21 protein-coding genes and 1 tRNA gene are annotated in these 24,374 nt (G+C 60.6%); 6 read left to right on the forward strand and 16 right to left on the reverse strand.

Annotated features, from left to right (window positions below; translation table 11 throughout):
• Positions 1-6: 6 nt before the first annotated feature.
• The 4 genes from AC07X6_RS10500 to AC07X6_RS10515 form a co-directional block, all read right to left on the reverse strand.
• Positions 7-1,194, reverse strand: coding sequence for an McrB family protein (locus AC07X6_RS10500; RefSeq protein ID WP_494790920.1), 1,188 nt, complete (start codon positions 1,192-1,194; stop codon positions 7-9).
• Positions 1,176-1,670 carry a hypothetical protein gene (locus AC07X6_RS10505; protein WP_494790921.1) on the reverse strand — a complete coding sequence of 165 codons (495 nt, stop codon included), beginning with the start codon at positions 1,668-1,670 and terminating at the stop codon, positions 1,176-1,178. The genes AC07X6_RS10500 and AC07X6_RS10505 overlap by 19 nt, the downstream gene beginning before the upstream one ends.
• A 9-nt stretch (positions 1,671-1,679) precedes the next feature.
• Positions 1,680-2,804, reverse strand: a complete 1,125-nt coding sequence (locus AC07X6_RS10510; protein ID WP_494790922.1) for a DNA adenine methylase — start codon at positions 2,802-2,804, stop codon at positions 1,680-1,682.
• Between the two features lie 230 nt (positions 2,805-3,034).
• Positions 3,035-3,110: transfer RNA gene (locus AC07X6_RS10515), tRNA-Arg, on the reverse strand.
• A 199-nt stretch (positions 3,111-3,309) separates the two neighbouring features.
• Here AC07X6_RS10515 and AC07X6_RS10520 point away from each other — a divergent pair.
• The gene (locus AC07X6_RS10520; RefSeq protein WP_152251614.1) at positions 3,310-3,873 is read left to right on the forward strand and encodes a c-type cytochrome; all 564 of its coding nucleotides are present in this window, start codon (positions 3,310-3,312) and stop codon (positions 3,871-3,873) included.
• Positions 3,874-4,010: 137 nt separating this feature from the next.
• Here the strand turns inward: AC07X6_RS10520 and AC07X6_RS10525 are convergent, their stop codons facing one another.
• The 3 genes from AC07X6_RS10525 to AC07X6_RS10535 all read right to left on the reverse strand — a co-directional run bounded on the left by AC07X6_RS10525 (position 4,011) and on the right by AC07X6_RS10535 (position 8,750).
• Positions 4,011-6,080 carry a M13 family metallopeptidase gene (locus tag AC07X6_RS10525; protein ID WP_494790923.1) on the reverse strand — a complete coding sequence of 690 codons (2,070 nt, stop codon included), beginning with the start codon at positions 6,078-6,080 and terminating at the stop codon, positions 4,011-4,013.
• Between the two features lie 188 nt (positions 6,081-6,268).
• On the reverse strand, positions 6,269-8,353 hold the full coding sequence (locus AC07X6_RS10530) for a M13 family metallopeptidase (protein ID WP_494790924.1): 2,085 nt from the start codon (positions 8,351-8,353) through the stop codon (positions 6,269-6,271).
• A 175-nt stretch (positions 8,354-8,528) separates the two neighbouring features.
• Entirely contained in the window at positions 8,529-8,750 is a 222-nt protein-coding gene (locus tag AC07X6_RS10535) for a hypothetical protein (protein WP_077398527.1), read from the reverse strand.
• Positions 8,751-9,118: 368 nt separating this feature from the next.
• Here AC07X6_RS10535 and AC07X6_RS10540 point away from each other — a divergent pair, with 368 nt between their 5' ends.
• From AC07X6_RS10540 to AC07X6_RS10550, 3 genes are all read left to right on the forward strand, one after another.
• Positions 9,119-10,561 (forward strand): S41 family peptidase, encoded by a 1,443-nt coding sequence (locus tag AC07X6_RS10540; RefSeq protein ID WP_230540193.1) that lies wholly within the window; start codon positions 9,119-9,121, stop codon positions 10,559-10,561.
• 175 nt (positions 10,562-10,736) lie between these two features.
• Positions 10,737-11,858, forward strand: coding sequence for a beta-ketoacyl-ACP synthase III (locus AC07X6_RS10545; protein WP_494790925.1), 1,122 nt, complete (start codon positions 10,737-10,739; stop codon positions 11,856-11,858).
• A gap of 209 nt (positions 11,859-12,067) precedes the next feature.
• The gene (locus AC07X6_RS10550; RefSeq protein WP_230540191.1) at positions 12,068-13,780 is read left to right on the forward strand and encodes a cation:proton antiporter domain-containing protein; all 1,713 of its coding nucleotides are present in this window, start codon (positions 12,068-12,070) and stop codon (positions 13,778-13,780) included.
• 57 nt (positions 13,781-13,837) lie between these two features.
• Here AC07X6_RS10550 and AC07X6_RS10555 read toward each other — a convergent pair whose 3' ends face one another.
• Positions 13,838-15,883 carry an oxidoreductase gene (locus AC07X6_RS10555; RefSeq protein WP_494790926.1) on the reverse strand — a complete coding sequence of 682 codons (2,046 nt, stop codon included), beginning with the start codon at positions 15,881-15,883 and terminating at the stop codon, positions 13,838-13,840.
• 159 nt (positions 15,884-16,042) lie between these two features.
• Here AC07X6_RS10555 and AC07X6_RS10560 point away from each other — a divergent pair, with 159 nt between their 5' ends.
• Positions 16,043-16,624: an SRPBCC family protein gene (locus AC07X6_RS10560; protein ID WP_230540189.1), complete on the forward strand. Its 582-nt coding sequence runs from the start codon at positions 16,043-16,045 to the stop codon at positions 16,622-16,624.
• Positions 16,625-16,635: 11 nt separating this feature from the next.
• Here AC07X6_RS10560 and AC07X6_RS10565 read toward each other — a convergent pair whose 3' ends face one another.
• From AC07X6_RS10565 to AC07X6_RS10580, 4 genes are all read right to left on the reverse strand, one after another.
• Positions 16,636-17,091 (reverse strand): hypothetical protein, encoded by a 456-nt coding sequence (locus AC07X6_RS10565; RefSeq protein ID WP_077398517.1) that lies wholly within the window; start codon positions 17,089-17,091, stop codon positions 16,636-16,638.
• A 42-nt stretch (positions 17,092-17,133) separates the two neighbouring features.
• Positions 17,134-17,574: a DUF2721 domain-containing protein gene (locus tag AC07X6_RS10570; RefSeq protein ID WP_101483434.1), complete on the reverse strand. Its 441-nt coding sequence runs from the start codon at positions 17,572-17,574 to the stop codon at positions 17,134-17,136.
• 112 nt (positions 17,575-17,686) lie between these two features.
• Positions 17,687-18,643 (reverse strand): prolyl aminopeptidase, encoded by a 957-nt coding sequence (pip, locus tag AC07X6_RS10575; RefSeq protein ID WP_494790927.1) that lies wholly within the window; start codon positions 18,641-18,643, stop codon positions 17,687-17,689.
• Positions 18,644-18,721: 78 nt separating this feature from the next.
• Entirely contained in the window at positions 18,722-19,204 is a 483-nt protein-coding gene (locus AC07X6_RS10580; RefSeq protein WP_076564899.1) for an Lrp/AsnC family transcriptional regulator, read from the reverse strand.
• A gap of 164 nt (positions 19,205-19,368) precedes the next feature.
• Between AC07X6_RS10580 and AC07X6_RS10585 the strand changes: the two genes are divergently transcribed.
• Positions 19,369-19,989, forward strand: a complete 621-nt coding sequence (locus AC07X6_RS10585; protein WP_474293941.1) for a LysE family translocator — start codon at positions 19,369-19,371, stop codon at positions 19,987-19,989.
• On the opposite strand, the gene AC07X6_RS10590 is transcribed toward AC07X6_RS10585, so the two are convergent.
• From AC07X6_RS10590 to AC07X6_RS10605, 4 genes are all read right to left on the reverse strand, one after another.
• On the reverse strand, positions 19,926-21,359 hold the full coding sequence (locus tag AC07X6_RS10590) for a hypothetical protein (protein WP_494790928.1): 1,434 nt from the start codon (positions 21,357-21,359) through the stop codon (positions 19,926-19,928). The two genes, AC07X6_RS10585 and AC07X6_RS10590, sit on opposite strands and share 64 nt — an antisense overlap.
• 119 nt (positions 21,360-21,478) lie before the next feature.
• Entirely contained in the window at positions 21,479-22,219 is a 741-nt protein-coding gene (gene phbB, locus AC07X6_RS10595; RefSeq protein ID WP_474293938.1) for an acetoacetyl-CoA reductase, read from the reverse strand.
• 143 nt (positions 22,220-22,362) lie between these two features.
• Positions 22,363-23,541 (reverse strand): acetyl-CoA C-acetyltransferase, encoded by a 1,179-nt coding sequence (locus AC07X6_RS10600; RefSeq protein ID WP_152257593.1) that lies wholly within the window; start codon positions 23,539-23,541, stop codon positions 22,363-22,365.
• 222 nt (positions 23,542-23,763) lie between these two features.
• On the reverse strand, positions 23,764-24,249 hold the full coding sequence (locus tag AC07X6_RS10605; RefSeq protein ID WP_230540183.1) for a phasin family protein: 486 nt from the start codon (positions 24,247-24,249) through the stop codon (positions 23,764-23,766).
• Between the last annotated feature and the right edge of the window lie 125 nt (positions 24,250-24,374).

Consider the following 24,374-nt stretch of genomic DNA (forward strand, 5'->3'; position numbering starts at 1 on the left):
AGGAACTCATGGGGTAGTGCTTTCTGTTTCAGGAGCGCCAGCGAACCGTTGTAGAAATTTCAGGACCTCCGCCACTTTCGGCGCAGACTCAGCGGACGCCAAGTATGCTATCGCCCCGGCCTCAGATTCATCAGCGTTAGGTTCATGGACTTGAACACCAGAGCCTGTAATACTGGAATCAAGGTCTAGGAGTGCAATAAAAACCTCTGTACGCCCATGAAATAGTTCGATAAGCTGCGGAAGAATTCGAAATAGCCAAGTCTCGACCAGCGCGTCGGGATTCGCGTTGTCCAGGTTTGCTTGTACCGATTGCAGGTACCATTGCCCCAACATGAAATCCTGGCCCAGATGAAGCCCGATGCCACGGTTGAGCTTTTCCATCACGCGAACCGCCAGACGGGCGACGCCTTCGTTCGTTTTGATGCTTCCGATTGGTTCAAGCGGGGCATTGTCGTCAGTCGCTAAGCCAACCGCTGAACGAAGATCATGAATCGATGGAAATAGATTAATTGTGTGGAATCTCCGGCGCAATGCGGTATCAATCGGTGCAATGGATTTATCCACGGAGTTCATGCTTGCCAAGGTATAAACCCCTTCAGGCATAGCGAAATTTCGATGAAGTTCACGCTCCTCGCCGCTCATGATTTGAATTTTGACACTCTCACCCGGGGCCAAATACGGCAACGTTAGGGTAATAGTTTCCAGCGTCTCTTGGCCTGCAGCATCCAATCGTTTACTCGGCTCCATCAACGTGATAAATTCCCCAAAAATACGCGAAGTATTCCCTCGATTTATCTCATCGATAAGTAAAAGACCAGCCCCCTGTTGGGCCTCAGCAGCAAGCTCCAATAAAACACCCGGACGCGGCAATAGAGAAAAACCACCGCCTGGAGCGGCGTGAGGTCTGAGACCCAGGACAAAATCCTCGTAAGAATAGCCCTGATGGAACGTGACCCATCGACTGGGGATCCTAGTAGCAGGACCTACTACCAAGGGAGCCTGCTCCGCGTCAGTATCGACAAAAATGCCCTGATTGACTGTATCCCCATCGCTCTCAACATTAAATCGACGAGCAACTTCGTTCATTAAATGCGATTTCCCGGTTCCAGGGGGACCGTATAGGAGGACGTTCTTGTGGCGACGAAGTGCATCGATAATATCAGCAACGGTTACGCTCAATTTAATTTCTCCCATCCCACTTCGCTCTTATTGAGGATATTTTGAATATCCTGTGGGAGCGCATTAAAATCGGCATGATGAATCCATCGCGCGTGGAATTTCCCATTCGCGTCGCGAATTACCAACATGAACTCATTTGCATCAGCTTTGAACACTGTGCTAACCCCTCGCCCCGGGCGCCACAAAGGGTACGCTGTGCCCTTGCGTTGCGAGGGAATATTCCAATCTTTTCGTCCGGATAATTCGCCCATAAACCTTACCTTGAGTGAGGTTAGCTCAACTGGCGATGGGCCTGTAAACGGTTCAAGTTCTACTTTCAAAGAATAACCACCGAGCTCGGTAACCTCCACCTTTTCCACACCAAGAAAGAAATTTTCATAATCACGTCTAGTGAGTCGAATATCGTACTGCCCAGCAGATAAATCATTTAGTGAATCGAAGGTAGCCTTGTTACACTTTCGCCATAGTATGGCGCTCACAAGCTTTAGCATTGACTTTTCCTAGCTCACGGCAAGATGGTAGATACGCTCGGCCACATTCGGCCCTTTATGAGGGAGTGCACTGCTCTTGTATCGACGAAGTGACATTTCACGGAAGCTCACGCGACCATACCCTCCTAATACGTCGAGAATCTGATCGTGCTCCATTTGGCCGTCTTCATTGTAGCTTAAGAAGAAATGCTCACACTTCATAACGCTCAAGATAGCGTCTAATGCACCGATAGCACGGCGCTTATAGCAGAAATCAGAGGCATGGGTTTCCCAGTTACGGAGGCCGGTAGAACCTATTAAAACCGGCTTATCATTGCGAACAATGGTTTCTAAAACGTGATAATAGGCTGCGTATTGTCGTTTCGTGTAAGGAGGATCCGCATAAATGATTCGTGCCTTTGCTTGCGGAACGGCGTCATGGGCCTCCATCGATAATACCGCATGGCCGTTACGACGACCATCAACAAACCCGCTCGGCCTCAGAACCAAGGGATTTAAAGCCCTCACCTTCCACTGCTTTAGGTAGCATCCAAAAGTACCAGCGACGTTGCTAACTGCGCTGACCGCACGGACAAGGTCACTAATCAGTAAAGCATGTTCTGCATCTGTGAGCACTGGTCTCCAGGACGCGATTTGATCACGAACTACGTCAATTTTTTGGGCATTAATCTCTGTAAAATAACGACGCTCAGTCTCGATTTCGATTGCAGATGCAGGGGAAAAATTCTTATGGGCGAACCCCCCTGGTGTCAAGGGTAAATTATTGAGATGATCAAGAATTGCTTCATAGGGGCTCACGGCCGAAATCCTGCCGACAAGCGACGCAGAGAGACCCGCGAAGCTCGGCTCGGCATGGTTCAATAGAACCGCGGATGTAAGATTAAAGCATGTGGAAAGGTGATCATTAGCGGTGACGGCGTAACCTAAGGTCTTGAATGCGGCCGAAACCACGCCCGTACCCGAAAAGAGGTCCAAAATCTCCTTCTTGCCACTACCGCTCTCGTCCACGATAGTCCCCGCCACAAAATCGAGTAAAGCACGCTTATTGCCGATATATTCGGTGGCTAACGACGGCAGGGAGGATATTGCTTCGGCTAGATTAGACATCAATTCACTTAAAAAACGTTCGAGCATCTCCTTGCCAGTTTAGCTGCAGACCTTGGCCAAGATTGACAATGCACAGGGCGCGCCAATATGTTACGACGCGGCTGGTCAGTGTATCAGATCAGTACTGTTTGCGAAGGATATAGCAATCCAGTTTAGCTAGCTGCCAGAGGTCTCGAACTGCTAACAATGAAGTGACTAATTGGCATTACATCGCAAACGAATGAAACGAAGAAATACCTGATTTGTATAGAGGAAACTGGTGCGGCTGGCGGGGATCGAACCCACGACCCTTGGCTTCGGAGGCCAATACTCTATCCACTGAGCTACAGCCGCGTAGGGGGAATTTCTGAAGTGATGCGAAGGATACCGTTTTTCTTTACCTACGTCTACGGAAACTGTCGTATCGTCGGCAATTGCATGTCACTGCTCAATTTTTGTGCCTATAATTGTGGGTTTCATAAAGGTTTACATACAAGCATGTAAAAATGCTACCTTACACGGCCATCAGTTTCAAATCTGGACTAAGGACATCATGAGCGACGCACATAACGAACAACAATCAGCGATCAAAACGCCTAAACAATTGCTTGCCGCCGTAGCTGGCTTCTTCCTCGTCACCGTCATCGGCATCATCCTGCTGGTGCAGTTCGTCACGGCGCAAAAACTGACGGGCGCCGGGACGGACAGCCAGTCGCCGGAAGCCATTGCCGAGCGCCTGAGCCCCGTGGCCAATGCCGGCTTTACCTTCAAGGATGCCAGCGGTCCGAAAGTGCTGCAAAGCGGCGAAGCCGTGTACACGGCGACCTGCGTGGCGTGCCATGGCGCCGGCGTGGCCGGTGCACCGAAATTTGGCGATGCGGGCAGCTGGTCGGCCCGCCTGGCCCAGGGCTACGATACGGTTCTGAAACACGCGATCGAAGGCTTGCGCGCGATGCCAGCCAAGGGCGGCAATCCCGACCTCGACGATGTGGAAGTGGCGCGCGCCGTCGTCTATATCGCCAACGCGTCGGGCGGCAAGTTCAAGGAACCGGAAGTGCCGGCACCGGCCGCAGCCGCTGACGGCGCCGCCGCACCAGCAGCCGAGCCTGCCAAGTAAGCAGCGCAGCACCAGTATCGAGGAACCGCCCGTTGGGGCGGTTTTTTTTCGCCCGCAGTTTGCGCCAGATCACACGACGTAAAAAAACCGCACTGCTTGCGCGGTGCGGCTGGCAACTGATGCCTGGAACAGCCGTCTTACCACATGATGACGCGGTCTTTCGGTGGCAGATACATCTTGTCGCCCGGCTTCACATCGAAGGCTTGATAGAAGCCTGGCTGGTTGCGCATGGTGCCGTTGGCGCGGAACTGGCCTGGCGAGTGCGGGTCCGTTTTCAGCAAGACCAGTTGCTGGGCTTCGCGCATCTTCATGCGCCATACCTGGGCAAAGCCCGCATAGAAACGCTGTTCGCCCGTGAAACCGTCGATGACGGGCGCTTTCTTGCCATTGAGCGACAACTTGTACGCTTTGTACGCGATCGCCACGCCGGAATTGTCGGCGATGTTTTCGCCCAGGGTCAGTTCGCCGTTGACGAAGTGGCCCTTGACGGGGCTGAAGCTGTTGTACTGCGCCACCAGTTGCTTGGTCTTCTTGGCGAAGTTCTTATGGTCGGCCTTGGTCCACCAGTCGCGCAGATTGCCGTCGCCGTCGTACTGGGCGCCCTGGTCGTCGAAGCCGTGGCTGATTTCATGGCCGATCACGCCGCCGATGGCGCCGTAGTTGACGGCGTCATCCGCATTGGCGTCAAAGAACGGTGCCTGCAAAATGGCGGCCGGGAAGACGATTTCGTTCAGTTCCGGATTGTAATAGGCGTTCACGGTCTGCGGCGTCATGCCCCACTCGTCGCGGTCGATAGGCTGGCCCAGCTTGTTCAATTCACGGTTGTAGTTCAGCAAGTGCGAACGCTGGATGTTGCCGATCAAATCGTCGGGCGCCACCGTCAGGCCCGAGTAATCGCGCCATTTGTTCGGATAGCCGATCTTGGTGGTGAACTTGGCCAGCTTGATTTGCGCCTGTTTCTTGGTGACAGGGCTCATCCAGTCGAGCTTGTCGATGCTTTGCTGGTAGGCCGTCATCAGGTTTTTCACCAGCGCTTCCATGCGCACCTTGCGCTCGGCCGGGAAGTATTGCTCCACGTACAATTGACCGACGGCTTCGCCCAGCGCGCCTTCGACGGCACCCACGCCACGCTTCCAGCGCGGACGCATTTCCGTCACGCCCGTCAGGGTGGTGCCATAGAACGCAAAGTTTTCATCGACATACGCTTTCGGCAGGTAGCCGGCGTTGGCGTGCAGCAAGTGCCACTGGAAGTACGCTTTCCACGTTTCCAGCGGCGTCTTGTTGGCGATCTCGGCAAAGCCTTTCAGGTAGCTGGGCTGGCTGACGATCACATAATTGACCTTGCCGGCGATGCCCGTGTCCTTCAGATAGCGGGCCCAGTCGTAGCCTGGCGCCACTTCCGCCAGTTTCGCCAGTTCCACCTTGTTGTAGGTTTTGACGGGATCGCGGTTCTGCACATTGCTCCATTGCGCCTTGGCCAGTTCCGTTTCCAGGGCCACAATGGCTTTCGCATTCGCGGCTGCGTTCGCGTCGCCGGCCAGGCTGAGCATTTTTTCCACGTGGGCCAGGTATTTGGCGCGCGTGTCGGCCTTGCCTGCTTCCAGGTAATAGTCGCGGTCAGGCAGGCCCAGGCCGCTTTGCACGATGTCGGCCACGTATTTGGTGGAATCCTTGGCGTCCTGGTGGATGCCGAAGTCGTACGGCGAGGTCACGCCCAGCTTGCTGAAGTGGGCGATCACGGCAGGCAACTCCGCCTTGTCCTGCAGCGCGGCGATCTTCGCCAGCTCCGCGTTCAAGGGCGTCAGGCCCAGGCTTTCCAGCTTGGCTTCATCCATGAAGCTGTTATAAAAATCACCGATTTTCTGGGCATTCGAACCGGCCGCACGGGCCTTGTCGGCGGCAGCGCCTTCGACGATGCCGCGCAGCTGCGTTTGCGTATCATCGGCCAGCTTGGCAAAGCTGCCCCAGCTCGACTTGTCGGCAGGAATCACGGTTTCCGCCAGCCATTTGCCATTCAGGTGCTGGAACAGGTCGTCCTGCGCGCGCACGGCAGGGTCGACGTATTCGACGGCGATGCCGGAGGTCAGTGCAGCGGCCGCGACGGCCGTGGCGGGAGCGGCCTTCTTGGCGCTATCAGCGGCGCCAGCCATGCCGGACACGCCGGCCAGCAAACTCAGGGTCAATGCACTTAACAAATAACGATTCACGGTTGTCCTCTATATTGTATTGTGTGAAATATAAGGGTCAGAAGGCCCAAGGCTTCTGGCCCGGTTTTTGACTGTAGCATACCGGCCGAAACGACAGAAAGAACTTTGGCCAGAATGCAAAAAAGACCACGCGAGGTGGTCTTTTCTGTTGTTACAGTAGTACGTTTTCTACGACGACATGCACGTGATTACCAGATGATCACGCGGTTTTCCGGGGCAACATACATCTTGTCGCCCGGTTTCACGCCAAACGCTTCATAGAAGCCAGGCTGGTTGACCATAGTGCCATTGGCGCGGTACTGGCCCGGCGAATGGGGGTCGGTCTTGATCTGCACGATCTGCTGCGCTTCGCGCATCTTGCTGCGCCACACCTGGCCAAAGCCCATGTAGAAGCGCTGGTCGCCCGTGAGGCCGTCCAGCACGGGCGCCGGCTTGCCGCCCAGCGAGATTTTATAGGCTTTATAAGCGATCGCCACGCCCGAGTTGTCGGCGATGTTCTCGCCCAGGGTCAGGGCTCCGTTGACGTGGTAGCCAGGCAATGGGCTGTAGCCGTCGTATTGCTTGGTCAGCGCGTCGGCCTTGGCCGCGAAGTTCTTGCGGTCGGCCGGGGTCCACCAGTCGCGCAGGTTGCCGTCGCCATCGGACTGGCTGCCCTTGTCGTCGAAACCGTGGCTGATTTCATGGCCGATGACGGCGCCGATGGCGCCATAGTTGACGGCGTCGTCCGCGTTGGCATCAAAAAACGGCGGCTGCAGGATGGACGCGGGGAAGACGATTTCATTCATCGTCGAGCTGTAATAGGCGTTCACCGTTTGCGGCGTCATACCCCACTCTTCGCGGTCGATCGGTTTACCGAGCTTGGCCACCTGGCGCGCGGAAGCGAAATTGGCCGCGCGCATTATGTTGCCCACCAGGTCGCCCTGGACGATTTGCAACTTCGTGTAATCGCGCCATTTGTTCGGATACGCGATCTTCGGCGTGAACTTGGCCAGCTTGGCTTGCGCTTCCTTCTTGGTTTCCGGGCTCATCCAGTCCAGCGTGTCGATGCTGTCCTTGTAGGCGGCCAGCACGTTTTTCACCAGTTCCTGCATGTGCGCCTTGCGCTCAGCCGGGAAATATTGCGCCACGTACAGTTTGCCGACGGCTTCGCCCAGCACGCCTTCGACGGCGCCCACGCCACGCTTCCAGCGCGGCTGGTTTTCCTTCACGCCGCTGAGTACCGTGCCGTAGAAGGCAAAGCTTTCGTCGACGAAGTTTTTCGACAGGTAGCTGGCATAGCTGCGCAGCAACTGCCATTCAAAATACGCTTTCAGGGTGTCCAGGTCGGCGGACGCCAGCACCTTGTCGTAGCCGGCCAGGTAGCTCGGCTGGTTGACGATGACGTAATCAACCTTGTTGGCGATGCCCAGGGCGGCCAGGCCGGATTTCAGGTCGTAACCGGGGGTCAGCTCGTTCAGCTTGGTGATGTCGGTCTTGTTGTAGCGTTTCACGGGGTCGCGGTTCTCGACCTTGGTCCATTGCACTTCAGCCAGGGCCGTTTCCAGTGCCACGACAGCCTTGGCGCGCGCGGCGGCGTTCTTGTCGCCGGCCATTGCCAGCATCTTTTCCACGTGCGCCTGGTACTTTTCTTTCACACCAGCCTGCTTGGCTTCCAGGTAGTAGTCGCGGTCAGGCATGCCCAGGCCGCTTTGGCTCACATATGCCGCGTATTTCGTCGAGGCGCGCGCATCCTGGCCCACGTAAACGGCGTACGGGGTCGATACGCCCGTCTGGCTCAGGTGGGCGATCAGGGCGGGCACGCCCTTCTTGTCGCGCAGCGAGCGGATGCGGTTCAGTTCTCCGGCCAGCGGCTTCGTGCCCAGCGCATCGAGCTTGGCTTCATCCATGTAGCTGGCGTACAGGTCGGCAATCTTTTGCGCTTCGGAACCGGCCTTCTTGTGCTTGTCCTGTTGCGTGGCTTCGATGATGCCGCGCAATTGCGGCGTGGTGTCATCGCGCAGCTTGGCGAACGAACCCCAGCTCGACTTATCAGCCGGAATCTCGGCCGTGGCCAGCCACTTGCCGTTCAAATGGGTAAAGAAGTCGTCCTGCACGCGCACGGCGGGATCGATGTACTGCACGTCGATGCCGGAAACGACACCGGTGGCGGCAGACGCGGAAGGTGCGACACTGGGCGCCACCGTCGGTGCGGCCACGGCGGATGCGGGTTCGGCGGCATGGGCAAACGCAGCCAACAGGGTCAGGGTCAGACTGCTCAAGAGATAGCGATTCACGGATTGTCCTTATGGGGCATGTCAAAGAGACCGGGCAGATAGCTGCGGGCGGATAGCCCGCCGCGCCAGGCGCTGCAGGAATGTAGCACGCGACCATGCCCTTTGGCCAATATTGCCCCGGACTGCCCCGGGAATCGCCGCTCAGTTCGGCAAGGCTCAAGCTGTGTTCACGCGTTTATCCATACAGATACAGCAGGTCGTCGATCAGCGCCAGCTCCTGTTGCGTGAACTGCGTGTGATTGAACTGTCCGATATCGTCGAGCACACCCCGAATCGGCACTTGCCGTGACGGATCCTGAACGATGTCGATCAGCAGGCCGGCATCAGGATCCCGCCCCTGCAGATACTTTTCAATCAGCGCTGTGAGCGCGGCACGTGCCTGCAAATCAGTTAACATTTTTTTATCTGCTGGAAAGGAAGAAGTGCCAGTCTAAATGAGCTTGAACCCGCGGATAAAAAAAAGCCTGCGTCCGCGGACGCAGGCAAAACCACTTCGGGTCGAGAATGCGAGTCCACTATAGGGCCGCGGCACACGCTTTTTTTCGACTCTTACAAATGCTTACTCCCCTCAAGACTAACCATACATCGCATACAAAACCGCAACATATGGCAAGCTGGCAGCCCCGTTTTCGCGCGTAGACTGAGCCCAGGCACGCTTTTTCCACGGCCGGCCCACGCCGGCAGAGATTCAGGTCTATACTTTCAACAAAGCGCCGCTCCACGGGGACTGGCGCTTGTGCAAGACACGCTAGCTGCAAAGGTGCAATGATGGGCAAACTCAAAAATACCGGCTTGATCGGCCTGGGCGTGGTGGCCGGCGTCGCCGTGTCGCTGCAATTTTCGGCGATGGCGCAAAAGACCGTCGAGCCGCCCCTGCCGCTGGAAGAACTGCGCCAGCTGGCCGACGTGTTTGGCCTGATCAAGTCCGATTACGTCGAGCCGGTGGAAGACAAAAAACTGCTGGAAGACGCCATTGCCGGCATGGTCGCCTCGCTCGACCCCCATTCCGCCTACCTCGACAAGAAAGCCTACGCCGAGCTGCGCGAAGGCTCGGAAGGCAAGTTCGTCGGCCTGGGCATCGAAATCGGCCTGAGCGAAGACGGCTACATCAGGATCGTCTCGCCCATCGAGGATTCGCCCGCCTACCGCGCCGGCATCAAGGCCGGCGACCTGATTACCCGTCTGGACGGCCAGCCCGTGAAGGGCGTCAGCCTGGACGACAACGTCAAGCGCATGCGCGGCGAACCGGGCACCAAGGTGTCGCTGACCATTGCCCGCAAGGATGAACCGCAGCCGCTGGCCTTCACCATCACGCGCGAGGAAATCCATCAAAAGAGCGTGAAGGCGAAAATGGTCGAGCCCGGCTACGCCTGGCTGCGCGTGTCGCAATTCCAGGAACCGACCGTCGACGACATGGCCGCGCAGATCACGGCGCTCTACAAGCAAGACCCGAACATCAAGGGCATGGTGCTGGATCTGCGCAACGATCCGGGCGGCGTGCTGCAGGGTGCCATCGGCGTCTCGGCCGCCTTTCTGCCGAAAGATGCGGCCATCGTCTCGACGAATGGCCAGTTGCCGGACTCGAAACAGGTGTTTTATGGCCGCGCCGAATACTATACGTTCCGCTCGGAAGGCGACGCACTGGCAAAATTGCCGGCCGCCATCAAGAAAGTGCCGCTGGTGGTGCTCGTCAACACAGGTTCGGCCTCGGCGTCCGAAATCGTCGCCGGCGCCCTGCAGGATTACAAGCGCGCCACCATCATCGGAACGCAAACCTTCGGCAAGGGTTCCGTGCAAACCATCCGCCAGCTGACTGCCGACACGGCCGTCAAGCTGACGACGGCCCGCTACTACACGCCGAACGGCCGCTCGATCCAGGCCAAGGGCATCGTGCCCGACTTGCTGGTCGATGAGAATGCGGACGGCGACGGCTTGAACGGCTTGCGCATCCGCGAAGCGGACCTGACCAAGCATCTGAGCAACGACCGCGACAAGGAAAGCGCCAAGGCCGCGCCCGTCAACGACGAAATGGAAGAGCAATTGCGCATCATCGCCCTGGAAAAGACCCGCAAACCGCTGGAATTCGGCAGCCAGGACGATTTCCAATTGCACCAGGCACTGAACCACCTGAAGGGTTTACCAGTCCAGCTGGCCAAGGCCGAACCGGTGGTGGTGCAGGCCGACGTCAAGAAAGAACAGCAGAAGTAAGCAGTAGCGCGGGGGGCGCCATGCCCCCCGGTAAGCCGTCCACGCGACAAAAATCAATCTTCCGCCACACATCCCCCTGCCCCGCAACACGAAACTCTCTACAGTCGAGCCCGTTTGTGTAAAATTTGCTTCACTTATCGGCGCCACGTCGATTGCCAAATTTGAAAGTTTAACCATGAAACAAGTCGTCATCAGCGGTACCGGACTGTACACGCCGCCATTTTCGATCTCCAACGAAGAGCTGGTCGCCTGCTTCAATGCCTACGCGGAAAAGTTCAATGCCGACAACGCTGGCGCGATCGCCGCGGGCGAAGTGACGGCGCTGGAGCTGTCGAGCGTGGCCTTCATCGAAAAGGCGTCCGGCATCAAGTCGCGCTTCGTGATGGAAAAGGAAGGCATCCTCGACCCGGCGCGCATGGTGTCGCGCATTGCGGAACGGGGCGATGACGAATTGTCGCTGCAGGCGGAAATGGCCGTCGCCGCCGCCAAAGACGCCCTGGCGCGCGCGGGCCGCACGCCGGCCGACATCGACATGGTGCTGGTGGCCTGCAGCAACATGCAGCGCGCCTACCCGGCCATGGCCGTGGAAGTGCAGGATGCGCTCGGCATCGATGGTTATGGTTTTGACATGAACGTGGCGTGCTCGTCCGCCACCTTCGGCATCCAGCAAGCGGTGGCCGCCGTGCAAAGCGGCCAGGCGCGCGCCGTGCTGGTCTTGAATCCCGAAATCACCAGCGGCCACCTGAACTGGCGCGACCGCGACAGCCACTTCATTTTCGGCGACGCCTGTACGGCCATCATCGTCGAAGCGAAAGATACGGCCGTTTCCAGCCACCAGTTCGAGATCATCGGCACGGAACTGAAAACGCGCTTTTCTAACGCCATCCGCAACAATTTCGGCTTCCTCAACCGTTTTGACGAGTCCGGCGTGGGCAAGGCCGACAAATTGTTCCGCCAGCAAGGGCGCAAGGTCTTCAAGGAAGTGTGCCCGATGGCGGCCGAAATGATCAAGGCGACCCTGGCCAAGGCCGGCGTGGAAGTGGCGCAAGTGAGCCGCTACTGGCTGCACCAGGCCAACCTGAACATGAACCTGCTGATCGCGCGCCTGATCCTGGGCCGCGACGCGCAAGCCAACGAAGCGCCCGTGATCCTCGACACCTACGCCAACACCTCGTCGGCCGGCTCCATCATTGCCTTCCATAAATATCAAGATGACATGGCCGCCGGCAGCACCGGGGTCATCTGCTCGTTCGGCGCCGGCTATTCCATCGGCTGCGTGGTCGTGCGCAAGCTCTGAGCGCATGGGTGTAACATCGCCTGATTCCTGAATTAGGCGATGTTCGTGACGGATAGGCGGGCGTTCGCTTCCAGCTGGACGAAGATATAGCACAGGTTTTTTGCAATAAAGCCGCAGGAAATTTTCCGGCAGGGCCTTTGATGCGTTTATACTTGGTCGCTGAGCAACATCTTTTCCATCCGCACGTCCCCATAAGGAACCCCACACGCATGCCCCATGACATCAGCCTGATCACCACCATCGCCGCCGCCCTCGGGTTCGGCCTCATCTTCGGCTTCATCGCCGCGCGCCTGAAACTGCCGGCCCTGGTCGGCTATCTGGCCGCCGGCATCATCATCGGACCGGCCACGCCCGGTTTTGTGGCGGATGCGGAAATAGCCGGGCAATTGGCGGAAATCGGGGTGATGCTGATGATGTTCGGTGTCGGCCTGCACTTTTCCATCGAAGATTTGTGGGACGTGCGCAAGATCGCGCTGCCCGGCGCCATCCTGCAGATCGGCGTCGCCACGGCGATGGGCATGGGCCTGGCCCACTGGTGGGGCTGGAGCCTCGGCGGCGGACTGGTGTTTGGCCTGGCCCTGTCCGTGGCCAGTACCGTGGTGCTGCTGCGCGCGCTGGAAGAACGGGGCATCCTCGACTCGCTCAATGGCCGCATCGCCGTCGGCTGGCTGGTGGTGGAAGACCTCGTCACCGTATTGGTGCTGGTGCTGCTGCCGGCGTTCGCCGGTGTGCTGGGCGGCAAGGTCGCGCCGGGCGCCGAGGCGGCCAGCCTGTGGCAAACCCTGGCCATTACTCTAGGGCAAGTGGCCGGTTTCATCGTCTTCATGCTGGTCGTCGGCCGCAAGCTGTTCCCGTGGATACTGTGGCAAGTGGCGCGCACCGGTTCGCGCGAACTGTTCACCCTGTGCGTGATCGCCGCCGCCGTCGGCATCGCCTACGCTTCGACCAAGCTGTTCGGCGTGTCGTTCGCGCTGGGCGCCTTCTTCGCCGGCATGGTGCTGCGCGAATCCGAACTCAGTCACCGCGCCGCGGAAGAGTCCTTGCCCTTGCGCGACGCGTTCGCCGTGCTGTTCTTCGTCTCCGTCGGCATGCTGTTCGAGCCGACCATCCTCATCGACAAGCCGCTGCAGGTGCTGGCCGTGTGCGCCATCATCATCTTCGGCAAGTCGATTGCCGCCTTCTTGCTCGTGATGGTGCTGCGCTATCCGCCGAAAACGGCCATCATCGTCTCGGCCAGCCTGGCGCAGATCGGCGAATTCTCGTTCATCCTGGCCGCCCTGGGCCTGTCCCTGGGCCTGATGCCGCAGGAAGGCCAAAGCCTGATCCTGGCCGGCGCCATCCTGTCGATTGCCCTCAACCCGCTGGTGTTCAGCATGGCCAAGCCGCTGCTGCGCGTGATCGGCAACAGCGACTTCGCCCGCAAGTTCGAACGCACGACGGACCCGCTGGCCGAGCTGCCGATGACGGTGCCGCAGGAAAAGCTGTCGGGCCAGATCGTGCTCGTCGGCTATGGCCGCGTGGGCCGGCGCATCGCCGCCGCCCTGATGGAGCGGGGCATCCACTTTGTCGTGGCCGAGGAAAACCGCGAGATCGTCGACCAGCTGCGCAAGCAGGGCATCCCTGCCGTGGCCGGCAATGCGGGCGAACCGGCCGTGCTGATCCAGGCGCACATCACGCACGCCACCATGCTCGTCATCGCCACGCCGGACACCTTCCACGTGCGCGCCATGATCGAAACGGCGCGCGCGCTGAACCCGAACATCATGACGGTGGTGCGCACGCACAGTGAGGAAGAGGCGGAATTGTTGCGCGCGGAAAACGCGGGCAAGGTGTTCATCGGCGAACACGAACTGGCGAACGGCATGGCCGAGCACGTGCTGCAGAGTTTTGATGCGGCGAAGAAGGGGCATGGCGGGCATTAAGCCGGTACCCTTTCCATCCAGCAAGCCTGCCCGCTACCCAGCCGGCAGGCTTTCTTTTTATAAACTCGCGGCCAGCTCCGCCCCTTCCCGTATCGCCCGCTTGGCGTCGAGCTCCGCCGCCAGCGCGGCGCCACCGATTTTATGGAAGCGGGGGCCGCCCGACGCAAGCGGCTTGCCATCCTTGCCGACGGGCGGCATGAGTTCCGTCAAGCTGTCCTGGCCCGCGCAAATGACGATGTTGTCCACCGCCAGCAGACGCTGCTCGCCGCCCACGGTGATGTGCAAGCCCTGCCCGTCGATCCTGTCGTAGGTGACGCCGGCCAGCATGGCCACGCCATTTCTCGCCAGCGCCGCGCGGTGCACCCAGCCCGAGGTCTTACCCAGGCCCGCGCCCACTTTCGACGTCTTGCGCTGCAACAAGAAAATCTGCCGCACGGGATGCGGTGCGGCGGGTGGCACCAGGCCGCCGCCCGTCGCCGCGTTCAAGTCCACGCCCCACTCGCCCGCCCACGTCGCCACGGGCTGGGGCAGCGGGTGCGCCGGGTCGTGCAGCAAATACTCGCCCACGTCGAAGCCGATGCCGCCCGCGCCGATGATGGCCACGCGCGCGCCCACGGGCTTCCTGGCTTGCAGCACGTCCAGGTAGGACAGCACCGTCGGATGGTCGATGCCGGGAATGGCCGGCAGGCGCACCTTGATGCCGGTGGCGACGATGACGTCGTCGTAGCCGCCGGCCAGCAACTGCTCGCGCGTGACGCGCTGGCCCAGGCGCAGCTTGATATTCGACAAGGCGATGCGGCGGGCAAAATAACGGATGGTTTCCGTAAATTCTTCCTTGCCGGGAATTTGCATGGCCACCTTGAACTGGCCGCCCACGCTGTCGCTACTGTCGAACAGGGTCACCTCGTGCCCGCATTCGGCGGCCACGGTGGCGGCGGACAGGCCGGCAGGCCCGGCGCCGACGACGGCCACGCGGCGCGGCACGGCCTTTTTCGCATACACGAGTTCCGTTTCATGGCAGGCGCGCGGGTTGACCAGGCAGCTGGCGCGCTTGTTGGCAAAGGTGTGGTCCAGGCATGCCTGGTTGCAGCCGATGCAGGTGTTGATCTCGTCCGCGCGGCCCGCTGCCGCCTTGGCAACAAAATCAGGGTCGGCCAGGAAAGGGCGTGCCATCGACACCAGGTCGCAGTCGCCCCGCTCCAGGATGGCGTTGGCTTCGTGCGGCATGTTGATGCGGTTCGACGCCACCACGGGAATGGTGACTTCACGGCGCAGCCGGCCCGCCACGGAAGCGAAGGCGGCGCGCGGCACCGAGGTGACGATGGTGGGCACCCTCGCCTCATGCCAGCCAAAGCCCGTATTGAGAATCGTCACGCCCGCCTGCTCCAGGGCCTTGGCCACCGTCACCACGTCGTCCCAGGTATTGCCGCCCTCGACCAGGTCGAGCAGGGAATGGCGGTACATGATAATGAAATTGGGGCCGACGGCGGCGCGGATGCGGCGCACGATGTCCACGGGCAGGCGCATGCGGTTCCCGATCGTGCCGCCCCAGCGGTCCTGGCGCAGGTTCGTGCGCGCGCACAGGAACTGGTTCAGCAGATAGCCTTCACTGCCCATCACTTCGATGCCGTCATAGCCGGCCTTTTGCGCCAGGCGCGCGCAGCGCACGTAGTCGCAGATGGTGCGCTCTATGCCCCGTTCCGTCAGGGGACGGGGGCGAAACGGCGAAATCGGCGATTTCTTGGCCGACGCCGAGACGACGAACGGCTGATAGCCATAGCGGCCCGCATGCAGGATCTGCATGACGATCTTGCCGCCCTCCTCGTGCACGGCGCGCGTCACCTTGCGGTGGTTGGGCACGTCGCCGAGGAAATTCAAGGTGCCGCCGAACGGCAGCAGCCAGCCTTGCCGGTTCGGCGAGATGCCGCCCGTGACGATCAGCCCCACGCCGCCGCGCGCCCGTTCGCGGTAAAACGCGGCAAGCTTGCCATAATGATAAAAACGATCTTCCAGGCCCGTGTGCATGGACCCCATGATGACGCGGTTGCGCAAAGAGGTAAAACCCAGGTCGAGCGGGGCCAGCAGATGGGGATAGGCAGTCATGGTGATCGGTCCGGTAAGTTGGTTGCAGGCCGTACGGTAACAAGCATTGCCGCTCGCCGCAGCGACTTTCTCTAGACCGGGAGTTCTAAATTGCCGGTCGCACCGGCTGGCGATGGGTACAGCTTGTGCCGGGCGCGAGTTTCCCGTAGGCTAGGTGGCATGACGCGACTCTTCCTCTGCCTGCTGATGCTGTGCGCCGTCCCCGCGACCGCGCTGGCGCAGGCGCCACGCCTGGACAAGCTGAAGGTCGACGTCAAGCGCATCGAGGTCGACGGGCAGCGCATGTATGAAGTCGATGCCAGCGGCAGCGTGCAGGCGCCGCCGGCGTCCGTCTGGAAGACCCTGACCACCTACGAGCGCATGAGCGAATTCGTGCCCGACCTCAGTTCCTGCCGCGTGCTGTCGCGCAACGGCAATGAAGTCATCATCGAGCAGCAGGGCATGGCGCGCTTCCTGTTCATGAACCACCCCATTCACCTGGTGGTGCGGGCCACGGAAACGCCGTTGACGGCCATCGACATCGCCCTGATCTCGGGCGACATGCGGCATTACGAATCACGCTGGAATCTGTATCCCGTGCCCGAGACGGGCGGCACGCGCATCGTCTTTTCCAGCCGGCTGATGCCGGGCTTCTATGTGCCCGGCATGCTGGGCACGACCATGATACGCGGCGATATCGAGCGCATGATGGCGGCCGTACTCACCCGCATCGACAGCCAGTACGCCGATAAATCCGGATAGTTCTGGCGGAATTACGCCAGATATGTATCGCGGTCGCGGATTTCCGCGAAGTTTTCCAGGCTGCCCAGTTTTACCGTGACGGGGTTCAGGCTCGCTTGCGGCTGCATCGAGCGCCAGGCGAACAGCCATTCCTGCTCAAACGCTTCGGCGCGCGTCTTGGTGAAGGCGGCGCCCAGCGCGGCGCGCTGGCCGTATTCGACCAGGCCATCGATGCCTGCCCAGCTGGGCAAGGTGCGCTGCACGGCGCGGTGCAGGCGTTCGCCGAATTCTTCCGTATTGTGGATGATCAAACAAGCGTCGGCCGGGGCGAACAGGTCGAACAGTTGCTTGTCCCACACTTGCGAAAAGCTCAGGGTCAAACAATTGCCCGCGGGCATCAGGCGGAACTGGCCCAGGCTCAAGGCCAGCTCGAGTTCGCTGCGCTGGCCGTAGCGGTGCAGGGTGGGGGGACGTTTGTAATCGTGCATACGGGACTCGTTCTTCAATAGTAGGGTAAACCGGCGCGCCGCCTAGCGGGGCGGGCGGATATGGCGCCGGATGCGCTGGGCCCTGGCAGCCAGGTAAATTTCGCGCAGTAAATAAATAAAACAGCCGATCAGGCAAATCACGGCCAGCACAAAGAAGGCCGCGATGTATTTATCCAGGGTCAGGTTCAGAATATCGCCCAAAAACAGCATGGCGATGATGACGCAGACGAAGAAACCGCACGCCGTGCTGAGCGAAATCGAGTAATTGATCAGATGGGTACGCTGATACAGGGTATCTAGCTCATCCATATAGAAATCGTTGTAGCCGATGTCGAGCCGGTCTTCCAGCACGCGCGTGCGGTCGATGATGCGGCCCAGGCGGTTGGTCAGCACCACCAGCATGGTACCGATACCGGTCAACAGGAAAACCGGCGCAATCGCCAGCTGGATGATATGGCCGATGTCGCCGATCTGTATGTTCATGGATAAAAAGTCGTGGGTTCACACCGGCGCCCGACCGTGGCGCCAGCACAGGCCATAGTGTAGCAGGTGGCGCACGCCGGCTGGCCGCTTTGCCAACCGGCGCGTTGCAAGGTCATGCGAAGCCGCGCCCCGGCACGAAGCGCTCGGTGGCGCGCACCAGCGCCGAAGCGATGCCGTGCTCGAGCGCGCCATGGCCCGCGTCGGGAATCATTTCCAGCTGGGAACCAGGCCAGGCTTGCTGCAAACGGTAGGCCGACAGCGGCGGGCAGATGGCGTCGTAGCGTCCCTGCACGATAACGGCCGGCAAATGTGCGATGCGCCCCATGTTGCGGATCAGCTGGTCTTCCTCCATGAAGCCCAGGTTGGCCATGTAATGCGATTCGAGCCGGCCCACGCCCAGGTCCAGCGCATCGTTCGGCGCATCTTCCGGTTGCGGCATCAGGTACACGCGGCGGCCCTCGAAGCGGCTCCAGGCGCGCGCCGCGGGCCAGTACACGGCGGGGTCGCTGCTGAGAATGCGTTTCACGTAGGCCGCCAGCAGGTCGCCCCGTTCCTCTGCCGGAATGGGGGCGGCGAATTCCTCGTACAGGTCCGGATAAAACCAGCGCACGCCTTCGATGAACCAGTCGATTTCCGCCTGCGTGCACAAAAAGATGCCGCGCAGCACGAAGCCGAGGCAGGCTGCCGGATGCGCCTGGCCATACGCCAGCGCCAGGGTCGAGCCCCAGGAACCGCCAAACACCAGCCATTGGGCGATGCCGAACCGGATGCGCAGCGTTTCGATGTCCTCGATCAGCAGCTGCGTCGTGTTGTTGCGCCACTCGCCCAGCGGCGTGGACTTGCCGGCGCCGCGCTGGTCGAACAGGATCACGCGGTAGCGCTGCGGATCGAAGAAGCGGCGGTGCTGCGGCGACAGGCCCGCGCCCGGGCCGCCATGCAGGAACAGCACGGGAATGCCGTCGGGGTTGCCGCACTCTTCCCAATAAATGGTGTGCACGTCATCGACGGCCAGCATGCCGTGCCGGTTCGGCGTCAGGGCGGGAAACAGGGGGGACAAAGAATCGGGCATGGCGGTCCTTGGAATGGCGGTCAGGGCGCCAGGCACGATTCCTGGCAACTGTTCCAATTATAGTGCGCCCCCGCCGGCTCAGGCCAGCAGCAGGGGCAGGCGGTTCGACGACTTGATTTCGCGCATCGACAGGCTGGACTGGATTTCCGCCACGCCGGGCAGGCGGCGCAGCACGGTCGAGACGAATTCGCCATACGCTTCCAGGTCGCGCGCCACCACTTGCAGGAAATAATCGGCTTCGCCCGCTACATTGTGGCAGGACAAGATCTCGGGAATGGTCGCGATGGCTTGCTCGAACTGCGACGGCTGCTCGCCGCCATGGTTGGCAAACACCACGCGCACGAAGGCCACCAGGCCGATGCCCAGCTTCTTGCGGTTGAGCAAAGCCTGGTAGCCGGTAATAAAACCCTCGTCTTCCAGGCGGCGCAGGCGCCGCCAGACGGGGGTTTCGCTCAGCTTCAAGCGCTCGGCCAGGCGCGCGTTGGACAGCCGTCCTTCATCCTGCAACAGCCTGAGTATCTGCAAATCGGTGGCGTCGAGGCTAACTTCTGAAATTTTCATCTAATTTTTGTTTTTATAGGAGTGGAATCTACCCGAATACTAGGGCATGCAGGGCAGGAAAAGCAAGCACATTTCATCACGACAAGAACATAATGGGGCCCGGCGAGCATGCGGCAAGCTGCCGTTGCTCCCGCCCTTACTCTTGCCTGTGACCGAACTGCGCCATGTCCGATTCTACCTTCCTGATGTACCTGCTGGCACTGGCCGGCGCCTTTTTATTACCGGGCCCCGACATGGCGCTGGTGCTGGCGACGGGCGCCGCGCGCGGCGTGGCCACGGCGCTGGTGACGGCGCTGGGCATCGCCGGCGCGCGCGCCGTGCACGTGGCGCTGTCGGGCGCGGGCCTGGCGGCGCTGATGGTGACGCATCCGCAAGCCTTGCAGTGGGTCAAATGGGCGGGCGCCGCCTACCTGCTGTACCTGGCGCTGCGCCTGCTGCAGTCGGCCCTGTCCACCAAAACGGCGCAGGAAGCGGCCGCCCCCGCCACGGCGCACGGCGCCCGCGCCAGCCTGGTGCGCGGCTTCCTGACGAATCTGCTCAATCCGAAGGCACTGCTGTTTTGCAGCATGTTCCTGCCGCAATTCGTCACCGGCAGCGAACAGGTCGGCATGCAATACCTGCGCCTGGGCGCTGTCCTGGTGCTGGTGGGCTTGCTGTTCGACGCCCTGTACGCCGTGCTGGCCGCACGCCTGGCGCGCCGCCTGCGCGGCAAACCTTCGCCTTACGGCAAGTTCGTGCTGCCCACCGTCTTCGTGCTGCTGGCGGGACGGCTGGTGCTGGGCTGAACTGTCAGCGGCGGCGCGCCGCCGGCAAAGAAGGCGGGGTAATCGCGCAACAGGCTGCGTTCCAGGTCGTTGACCTTGCGAAATTGCCGCAGGGCCGGCGCCATGGCCCGCCCCGCATCCCAGCTGCGCCAGGCATTGGCCGCATCGAATTGCGCCAGCAAGGCGTCGCCCAGGTCCTGGTACACGGCCGCCATCTGCGGTTTTGCCTGCAGCACTTGCAGATACAAGGCCGTCGCTTGCGGCCATTGCCCCAGCTTGGCGCGCAAATTCCCCTCGAACAAGGCCAAGACGGGCTGCTCCAGCCCCGTTTGCTTTCTCAATTCCTGCACACTGGCCAGCGCGGCCGCGATACCGTCCTGATCCTTGGCCAGCAATCCCCGCGTCAAATCATGGATGGGCTGGCATTCCTGCATGGCCAGTATCTGCTGGGGCGACAGCTTGTCGACCAGTTCGCCCGTGGAAAAATGATCTTCCAGCATGGCCAAGAAAGCGTCAAAAGGCTGGTCTGCGGCAAAGAGTTTTTCCGCTTCGGCCCGCAGCGCAGGGTGGGCCTGGGGTCCCGGCCGCGGCAGCAGCGCCGCCTGCGCCAGCACGCGCTCGAGCGGGGACGCATCGGCCGCCAGCGGACGGGGCCGGTAGGCGGACAAGGTGTAGGTGGCCGGTGCGCCCGCCGTCATGGCGCTGATGCGGAACTGCCGCGTCACCGTGCCGCCCACCTCCTGGTAGTGCAAGGTGAAGGTGGCGGGAATGCGCTTGCCGTCGGCCAGCATCTTCAGCACCAGCGGGTGGCCGCCCCAGGTGTAACGCAGGAACTGGGCAAACGCCGTCGCGTCGTCGCCGCTGACGGGACTGCCGGCGATGCCCAGGCGCAGCAGGGGCTGCCCGTCAAGCGACCACAGCACGGCGCCGTCGAGTACTTGAGGCACGAGCGCGCCATGCCGCTTGCCAGCGAGCACGGACAGCGATTGCTCCTCGTACACGGGCGGCGTGACGTGAGCTTGCAAGCCGCCAGCCTCAAGCGCGCCGGCCATGCCCTTGCGGTGGCCGATCTCGATATGGCGGAAGCCTGCCACGTCGAACAGCGAATACGTTTCGTAGGTGGACGCCGCCATATCGACCGCGTGGCGGCGGCGCGTGGCAAAGTCAAACACGGACAAACTCTTGCCATCGCGCACGCTCACGTAATGGGGACCCAGCACGACATCGCTTTCCTGCGTATCGCGCGCCGGCAAGCTGGTTTTCACGCCGGGCTGGTTGACGCGCTCGGTCGTCACCGTAACGTGGAACGCGACGCTGGCCTGGGCCGCGCTGACGCCCAGGAAGAGAATGGCGGCCACGCTGGCGCGGCGCAAGGCGGGAACAAGAGTCATGGAGGGTGATGCGGTCGAGAAATGCTGATTCTAAGGCAAAGCGCGCGCTTGTCCCGTTTTGCTGGCAAGCATAAAAAAAGACAGCCGCAGCTGTCTTTTCTGTTGTACCTCAATACCGGTTACGACATGTGCTGGCCGCCGTTGATCGAGATATTCGCGCCCGTGACGAACGCCGCTTCATCGGAAGCCAGGTAGGCCACCAGGCCGGCCACTTCTTCCGGCTTGCCCAGGCGCGCCATCGGAATTTGCGGGATGATTTTGCTGTCGAGCACTTCCTGCGGAATCGCCATGACCATCTTGGTGCCGATGTAGCCCGGCGAGATGGTGTTGACGGTGACGTTCTTGCGCGCCACTTCCAGCGCCAGCGACTTGGTGAAACCGTGCATGCCGGCTTTCGCGGCCGAATAGTTGGTCTGGCCGAAGGCACCCTTCTGGCCATTCACGGACGAGATATTGATGATACGACCCCAGCCGCGTTCCACCATGCCGTCGCAGACGGGCTTGGTCATGTTGAACACGGAATCAAGGTTGGTGCCCATCACGGCATCCCAGTTCGGCTTGTCCATCTTCTTGAACGTCATGTCGCGCGTGATGCCGGCGTTATTCACCAGCACGTCGACAGGACCGATTTCCGCTTCCACGGCCGCCACGCAGGCCGCTGCCGAATCGTAGTCGGCCACGTCGCACGGATACGCCTTGAAGTCATAGCCCATGTCCTTCGTCGTCGCCAGCCAGTCAGCGACCTTCGGATTGCCTGGGGAATATGTGGTCACCACGCGATAGCCGAGCGCCGCCAGCTTGAAACACACCGCTTCGCCCAGACCGCCCATGCCACCAGTTACCAATGCAACTCTTGCCATTTTTCATCCCCTCAGTGTCGTTCTGTTGCTAAAAAGTTAATTATTTAAATACAGCGATCCAAAACTGCCGCATGACGGCGGCGTACCGCACCGTACCAGGCCGCCACGCATTGCGCGTAACGGCCCAAGTCCGGTGTCAGCGATTAATCACGCTCAATTGCGAGAGCGACGCCCATGCCGCCGCCGATGCACAGCGCTGCCAGGCCTTTCTTGGCGTCGCGGCGTATCATTTCGTGGATCAGGGTGACCAGGATGCGCGCGCCCGAGGCGCCGATCGGGTGGCCGATGGCAATCGCGCCGCCGTTCACGTTGATCTTGCTGGTATCCCAGCCCATTTCCTTGTTGACGGCAATCGCTTGCGCGGCAAACGCTTCGTTGATTTCCATCAAGTCCAGCTCTTCATGCGTCCAGCCCGCTTTTTTCAGGCACAGGCGCGAAGCGGAGACGGGGCCCATGCCCATGACGGCCGGATCCAGGCCCGACGAGGCGTAGGCCTTGATGCGTGCCAGCGGCTTCAAGCCCAGTTCCTTCGCTTGCGAAGCGGACATCATGATGACGGCGGCGGCGCCATCGTTCAGGCCGGAAGCATTGCCGGCCGTGACGGTGCCATCCTTGGCGAACGCGGGGCGCAGGCCGGCCAGCGATTCCAGGGTCGAACCGGGCTTGATGTATTCGTCGCTGTCGAAGACGACGGTGCCTTTTTTGTTGGCGATTTCCAGCGGCAGGATTTCATCCTTGAACTTGCCCGCCTTTTGCGCCGCTTCCGCCTTCAGTTGCGACTGCAGCGCGAATTCATCCTGCTCGGCGCGCGTCACTTCGTATTTCTTGGCGACGTTTTCCGCCGTGATGCCCATGTGGTACTGGTTGTACACGTCCCACAGGCCATCGACGATCATGGTGTCGATCATCTTGAAGTCGCCCATGCGGAAGCCGTCGCGCGAGCCGTTCATCGCGTGCGGCGAGGCGCTCATGTTTTCCTGGCCGCCGGCGATGATGATGTTGGCGTCGCCGCACTTGATCGCTTGTGCCGCCAGGTGCGTGGCCTTCAGGCCGCTGCCGCAGACCTTGTTGATGGTGAAAGCCGGGATGGCGCTGGGCAAGCCAGCCTTGATGACGGCCTGGCGCGCGGCGTTCTGGCCGACGGCAGCCGTCAGCACCTGGCCCAGGATCGCTTCGCCGATCAGGTTCGGGTCGATGCCGGTTTGTGCCAGCAAGCCCTTGATTACATGCGCGCCCAGTTCGGACGCAGGAATCTTGGCCAGACTGCCACCGAATTTGCCGACTGCGGTACGGCCGGCGGCCACGATTACGACATCATCCATTTATTTCTCCGATATGCTGGCCACGAGGGCCAAGGTCAAGGTGCTAATAGAATCCAATTGGAATCCAGTGAATCCGGGAAGACACAGCAAGCTGCGTTTCATTCTAGCGCGGCATGCGCCGCAGTTCCAGCGCCGCACCGCTGGCGGCGGCGATGACAGCCTGCTTGCGGTGGCGGCGGGCAACCTGGCGCGGCGGATAGCCGCTGCCGGGCCGCAAAACGCTTACGCCTGGCGCGCAGGACGCGTGTTTTTATTTTTATCATACCCTTCATCGGCGCCGCCGAAAGTGGTTTTTAGAAAATTATTGAAGGGAATAATCAGGGGCACGGGCGTTTGCTTTACCACCTGCAACAGCTCGCCAAATTTTTGACGCGATGCAGCAAACTCACCCTTTGTCACAGTGTCGAATTTCTCTTGGGTTTCTTGAGCAACATCCTTTGCCTGGCGGCCATATGCACCGATGCGTTCGATGGCCAGTTGCGACTGCGTGCGCGACAGTTGCAGCAGCGCTTGCGGATCCTTCACGGACAGCAGCTGATTGCCCGCTACCGTAGCGGCAGCCAGCGCCGTGCGGGCCGCATCGATCTGCAAGTCCAGCACGCTGGCACCGCTGTCGACGGCGGCCTGGGCATACGCTTGCGCAGCGATCAATTGTGCTTCCACCACGGCCTTGCCGGCCAGTGCCCATTGTTCGGAAAATGAAAACATGTCGTTCCTCCCCAAAGAGTAGGCGACGCCATGTTGCGCCGCACAGTACTCAACTGTAAGCGGTGGTTCATTGCTGAACCTTGATATTTATCAAGCTTTCCTGTTGGTTTGTTTCCAACTCAACG

The sequence above is a fragment of the Janthinobacterium sp. GW460-12-1-14-LB5 genome (genome assembly GCF_059423585.1).

What these genes read in the sequence shown, in the direction of transcription:
- AC07X6_RS10585 (WP_474293941.1), top strand. Translation starts at nt 19,369, where the DNA reads ATGTCCGATTCTACCTTCCTGATGTACCTGCTGGCACTGGCCGGCGCC.
- AC07X6_RS10580 (WP_076564899.1), bottom strand. Translation starts at nt 19,204, where the DNA reads ATGAAAATTTCAGAAGTTAGCCTCGACGCCACCGATTTGCAGATACTC.
- phbB (WP_474293938.1), bottom strand. Translation starts at nt 22,219, where the DNA reads ATGGCAAGAGTTGCATTGGTAACTGGTGGCATGGGCGGTCTGGGCGAA.
- AC07X6_RS10500 (WP_494790920.1), bottom strand. Translation starts at nt 1,194, where the DNA reads ATGGGAGAAATTAAATTGAGCGTAACCGTTGCTGATATTATCGATGCA.
- AC07X6_RS10605 (WP_230540183.1), bottom strand. Translation starts at nt 24,249, where the DNA reads ATGTTTTCATTTTCCGAACAATGGGCACTGGCCGGCAAGGCCGTGGTG.
- AC07X6_RS10540 (WP_230540193.1), top strand. Translation starts at nt 9,119, where the DNA reads ATGATGGGCAAACTCAAAAATACCGGCTTGATCGGCCTGGGCGTGGTG.
- AC07X6_RS10550 (WP_230540191.1), top strand. Translation starts at nt 12,068, where the DNA reads ATGCCCCATGACATCAGCCTGATCACCACCATCGCCGCCGCCCTCGGG.
- AC07X6_RS10520 (WP_152251614.1), top strand. Translation starts at nt 3,310, where the DNA reads ATGAGCGACGCACATAACGAACAACAATCAGCGATCAAAACGCCTAAA.
- AC07X6_RS10505 (WP_494790921.1), bottom strand. Translation starts at nt 1,670, where the DNA reads ATGCTAAAGCTTGTGAGCGCCATACTATGGCGAAAGTGTAACAAGGCT.
- pip (WP_494790927.1), bottom strand. Translation starts at nt 18,643, where the DNA reads ATGCCCGATTCTTTGTCCCCCCTGTTTCCCGCCCTGACGCCGAACCGG.
- AC07X6_RS10570 (WP_101483434.1), bottom strand. Translation starts at nt 17,574, where the DNA reads ATGAACATACAGATCGGCGACATCGGCCATATCATCCAGCTGGCGATT.
- AC07X6_RS10510 (WP_494790922.1), bottom strand. Translation starts at nt 2,804, where the DNA reads ATGCTCGAACGTTTTTTAAGTGAATTGATGTCTAATCTAGCCGAAGCA.
- AC07X6_RS10545 (WP_494790925.1), top strand. Translation starts at nt 10,737, where the DNA reads ATGAAACAAGTCGTCATCAGCGGTACCGGACTGTACACGCCGCCATTT.
- AC07X6_RS10555 (WP_494790926.1), bottom strand. Translation starts at nt 15,883, where the DNA reads ATGACTGCCTATCCCCATCTGCTGGCCCCGCTCGACCTGGGTTTTACC.
- AC07X6_RS10560 (WP_230540189.1), top strand. Translation starts at nt 16,043, where the DNA reads ATGACGCGACTCTTCCTCTGCCTGCTGATGCTGTGCGCCGTCCCCGCG.
- AC07X6_RS10565 (WP_077398517.1), bottom strand. Translation starts at nt 17,091, where the DNA reads ATGCACGATTACAAACGTCCCCCCACCCTGCACCGCTACGGCCAGCGC.
- AC07X6_RS10535 (WP_077398527.1), bottom strand. Translation starts at nt 8,750, where the DNA reads ATGTTAACTGATTTGCAGGCACGTGCCGCGCTCACAGCGCTGATTGAA.
- AC07X6_RS10600 (WP_152257593.1), bottom strand. Translation starts at nt 23,541, where the DNA reads ATGGATGATGTCGTAATCGTGGCCGCCGGCCGTACCGCAGTCGGCAAA.
- AC07X6_RS10590 (WP_494790928.1), bottom strand. Translation starts at nt 21,359, where the DNA reads ATGACTCTTGTTCCCGCCTTGCGCCGCGCCAGCGTGGCCGCCATTCTC.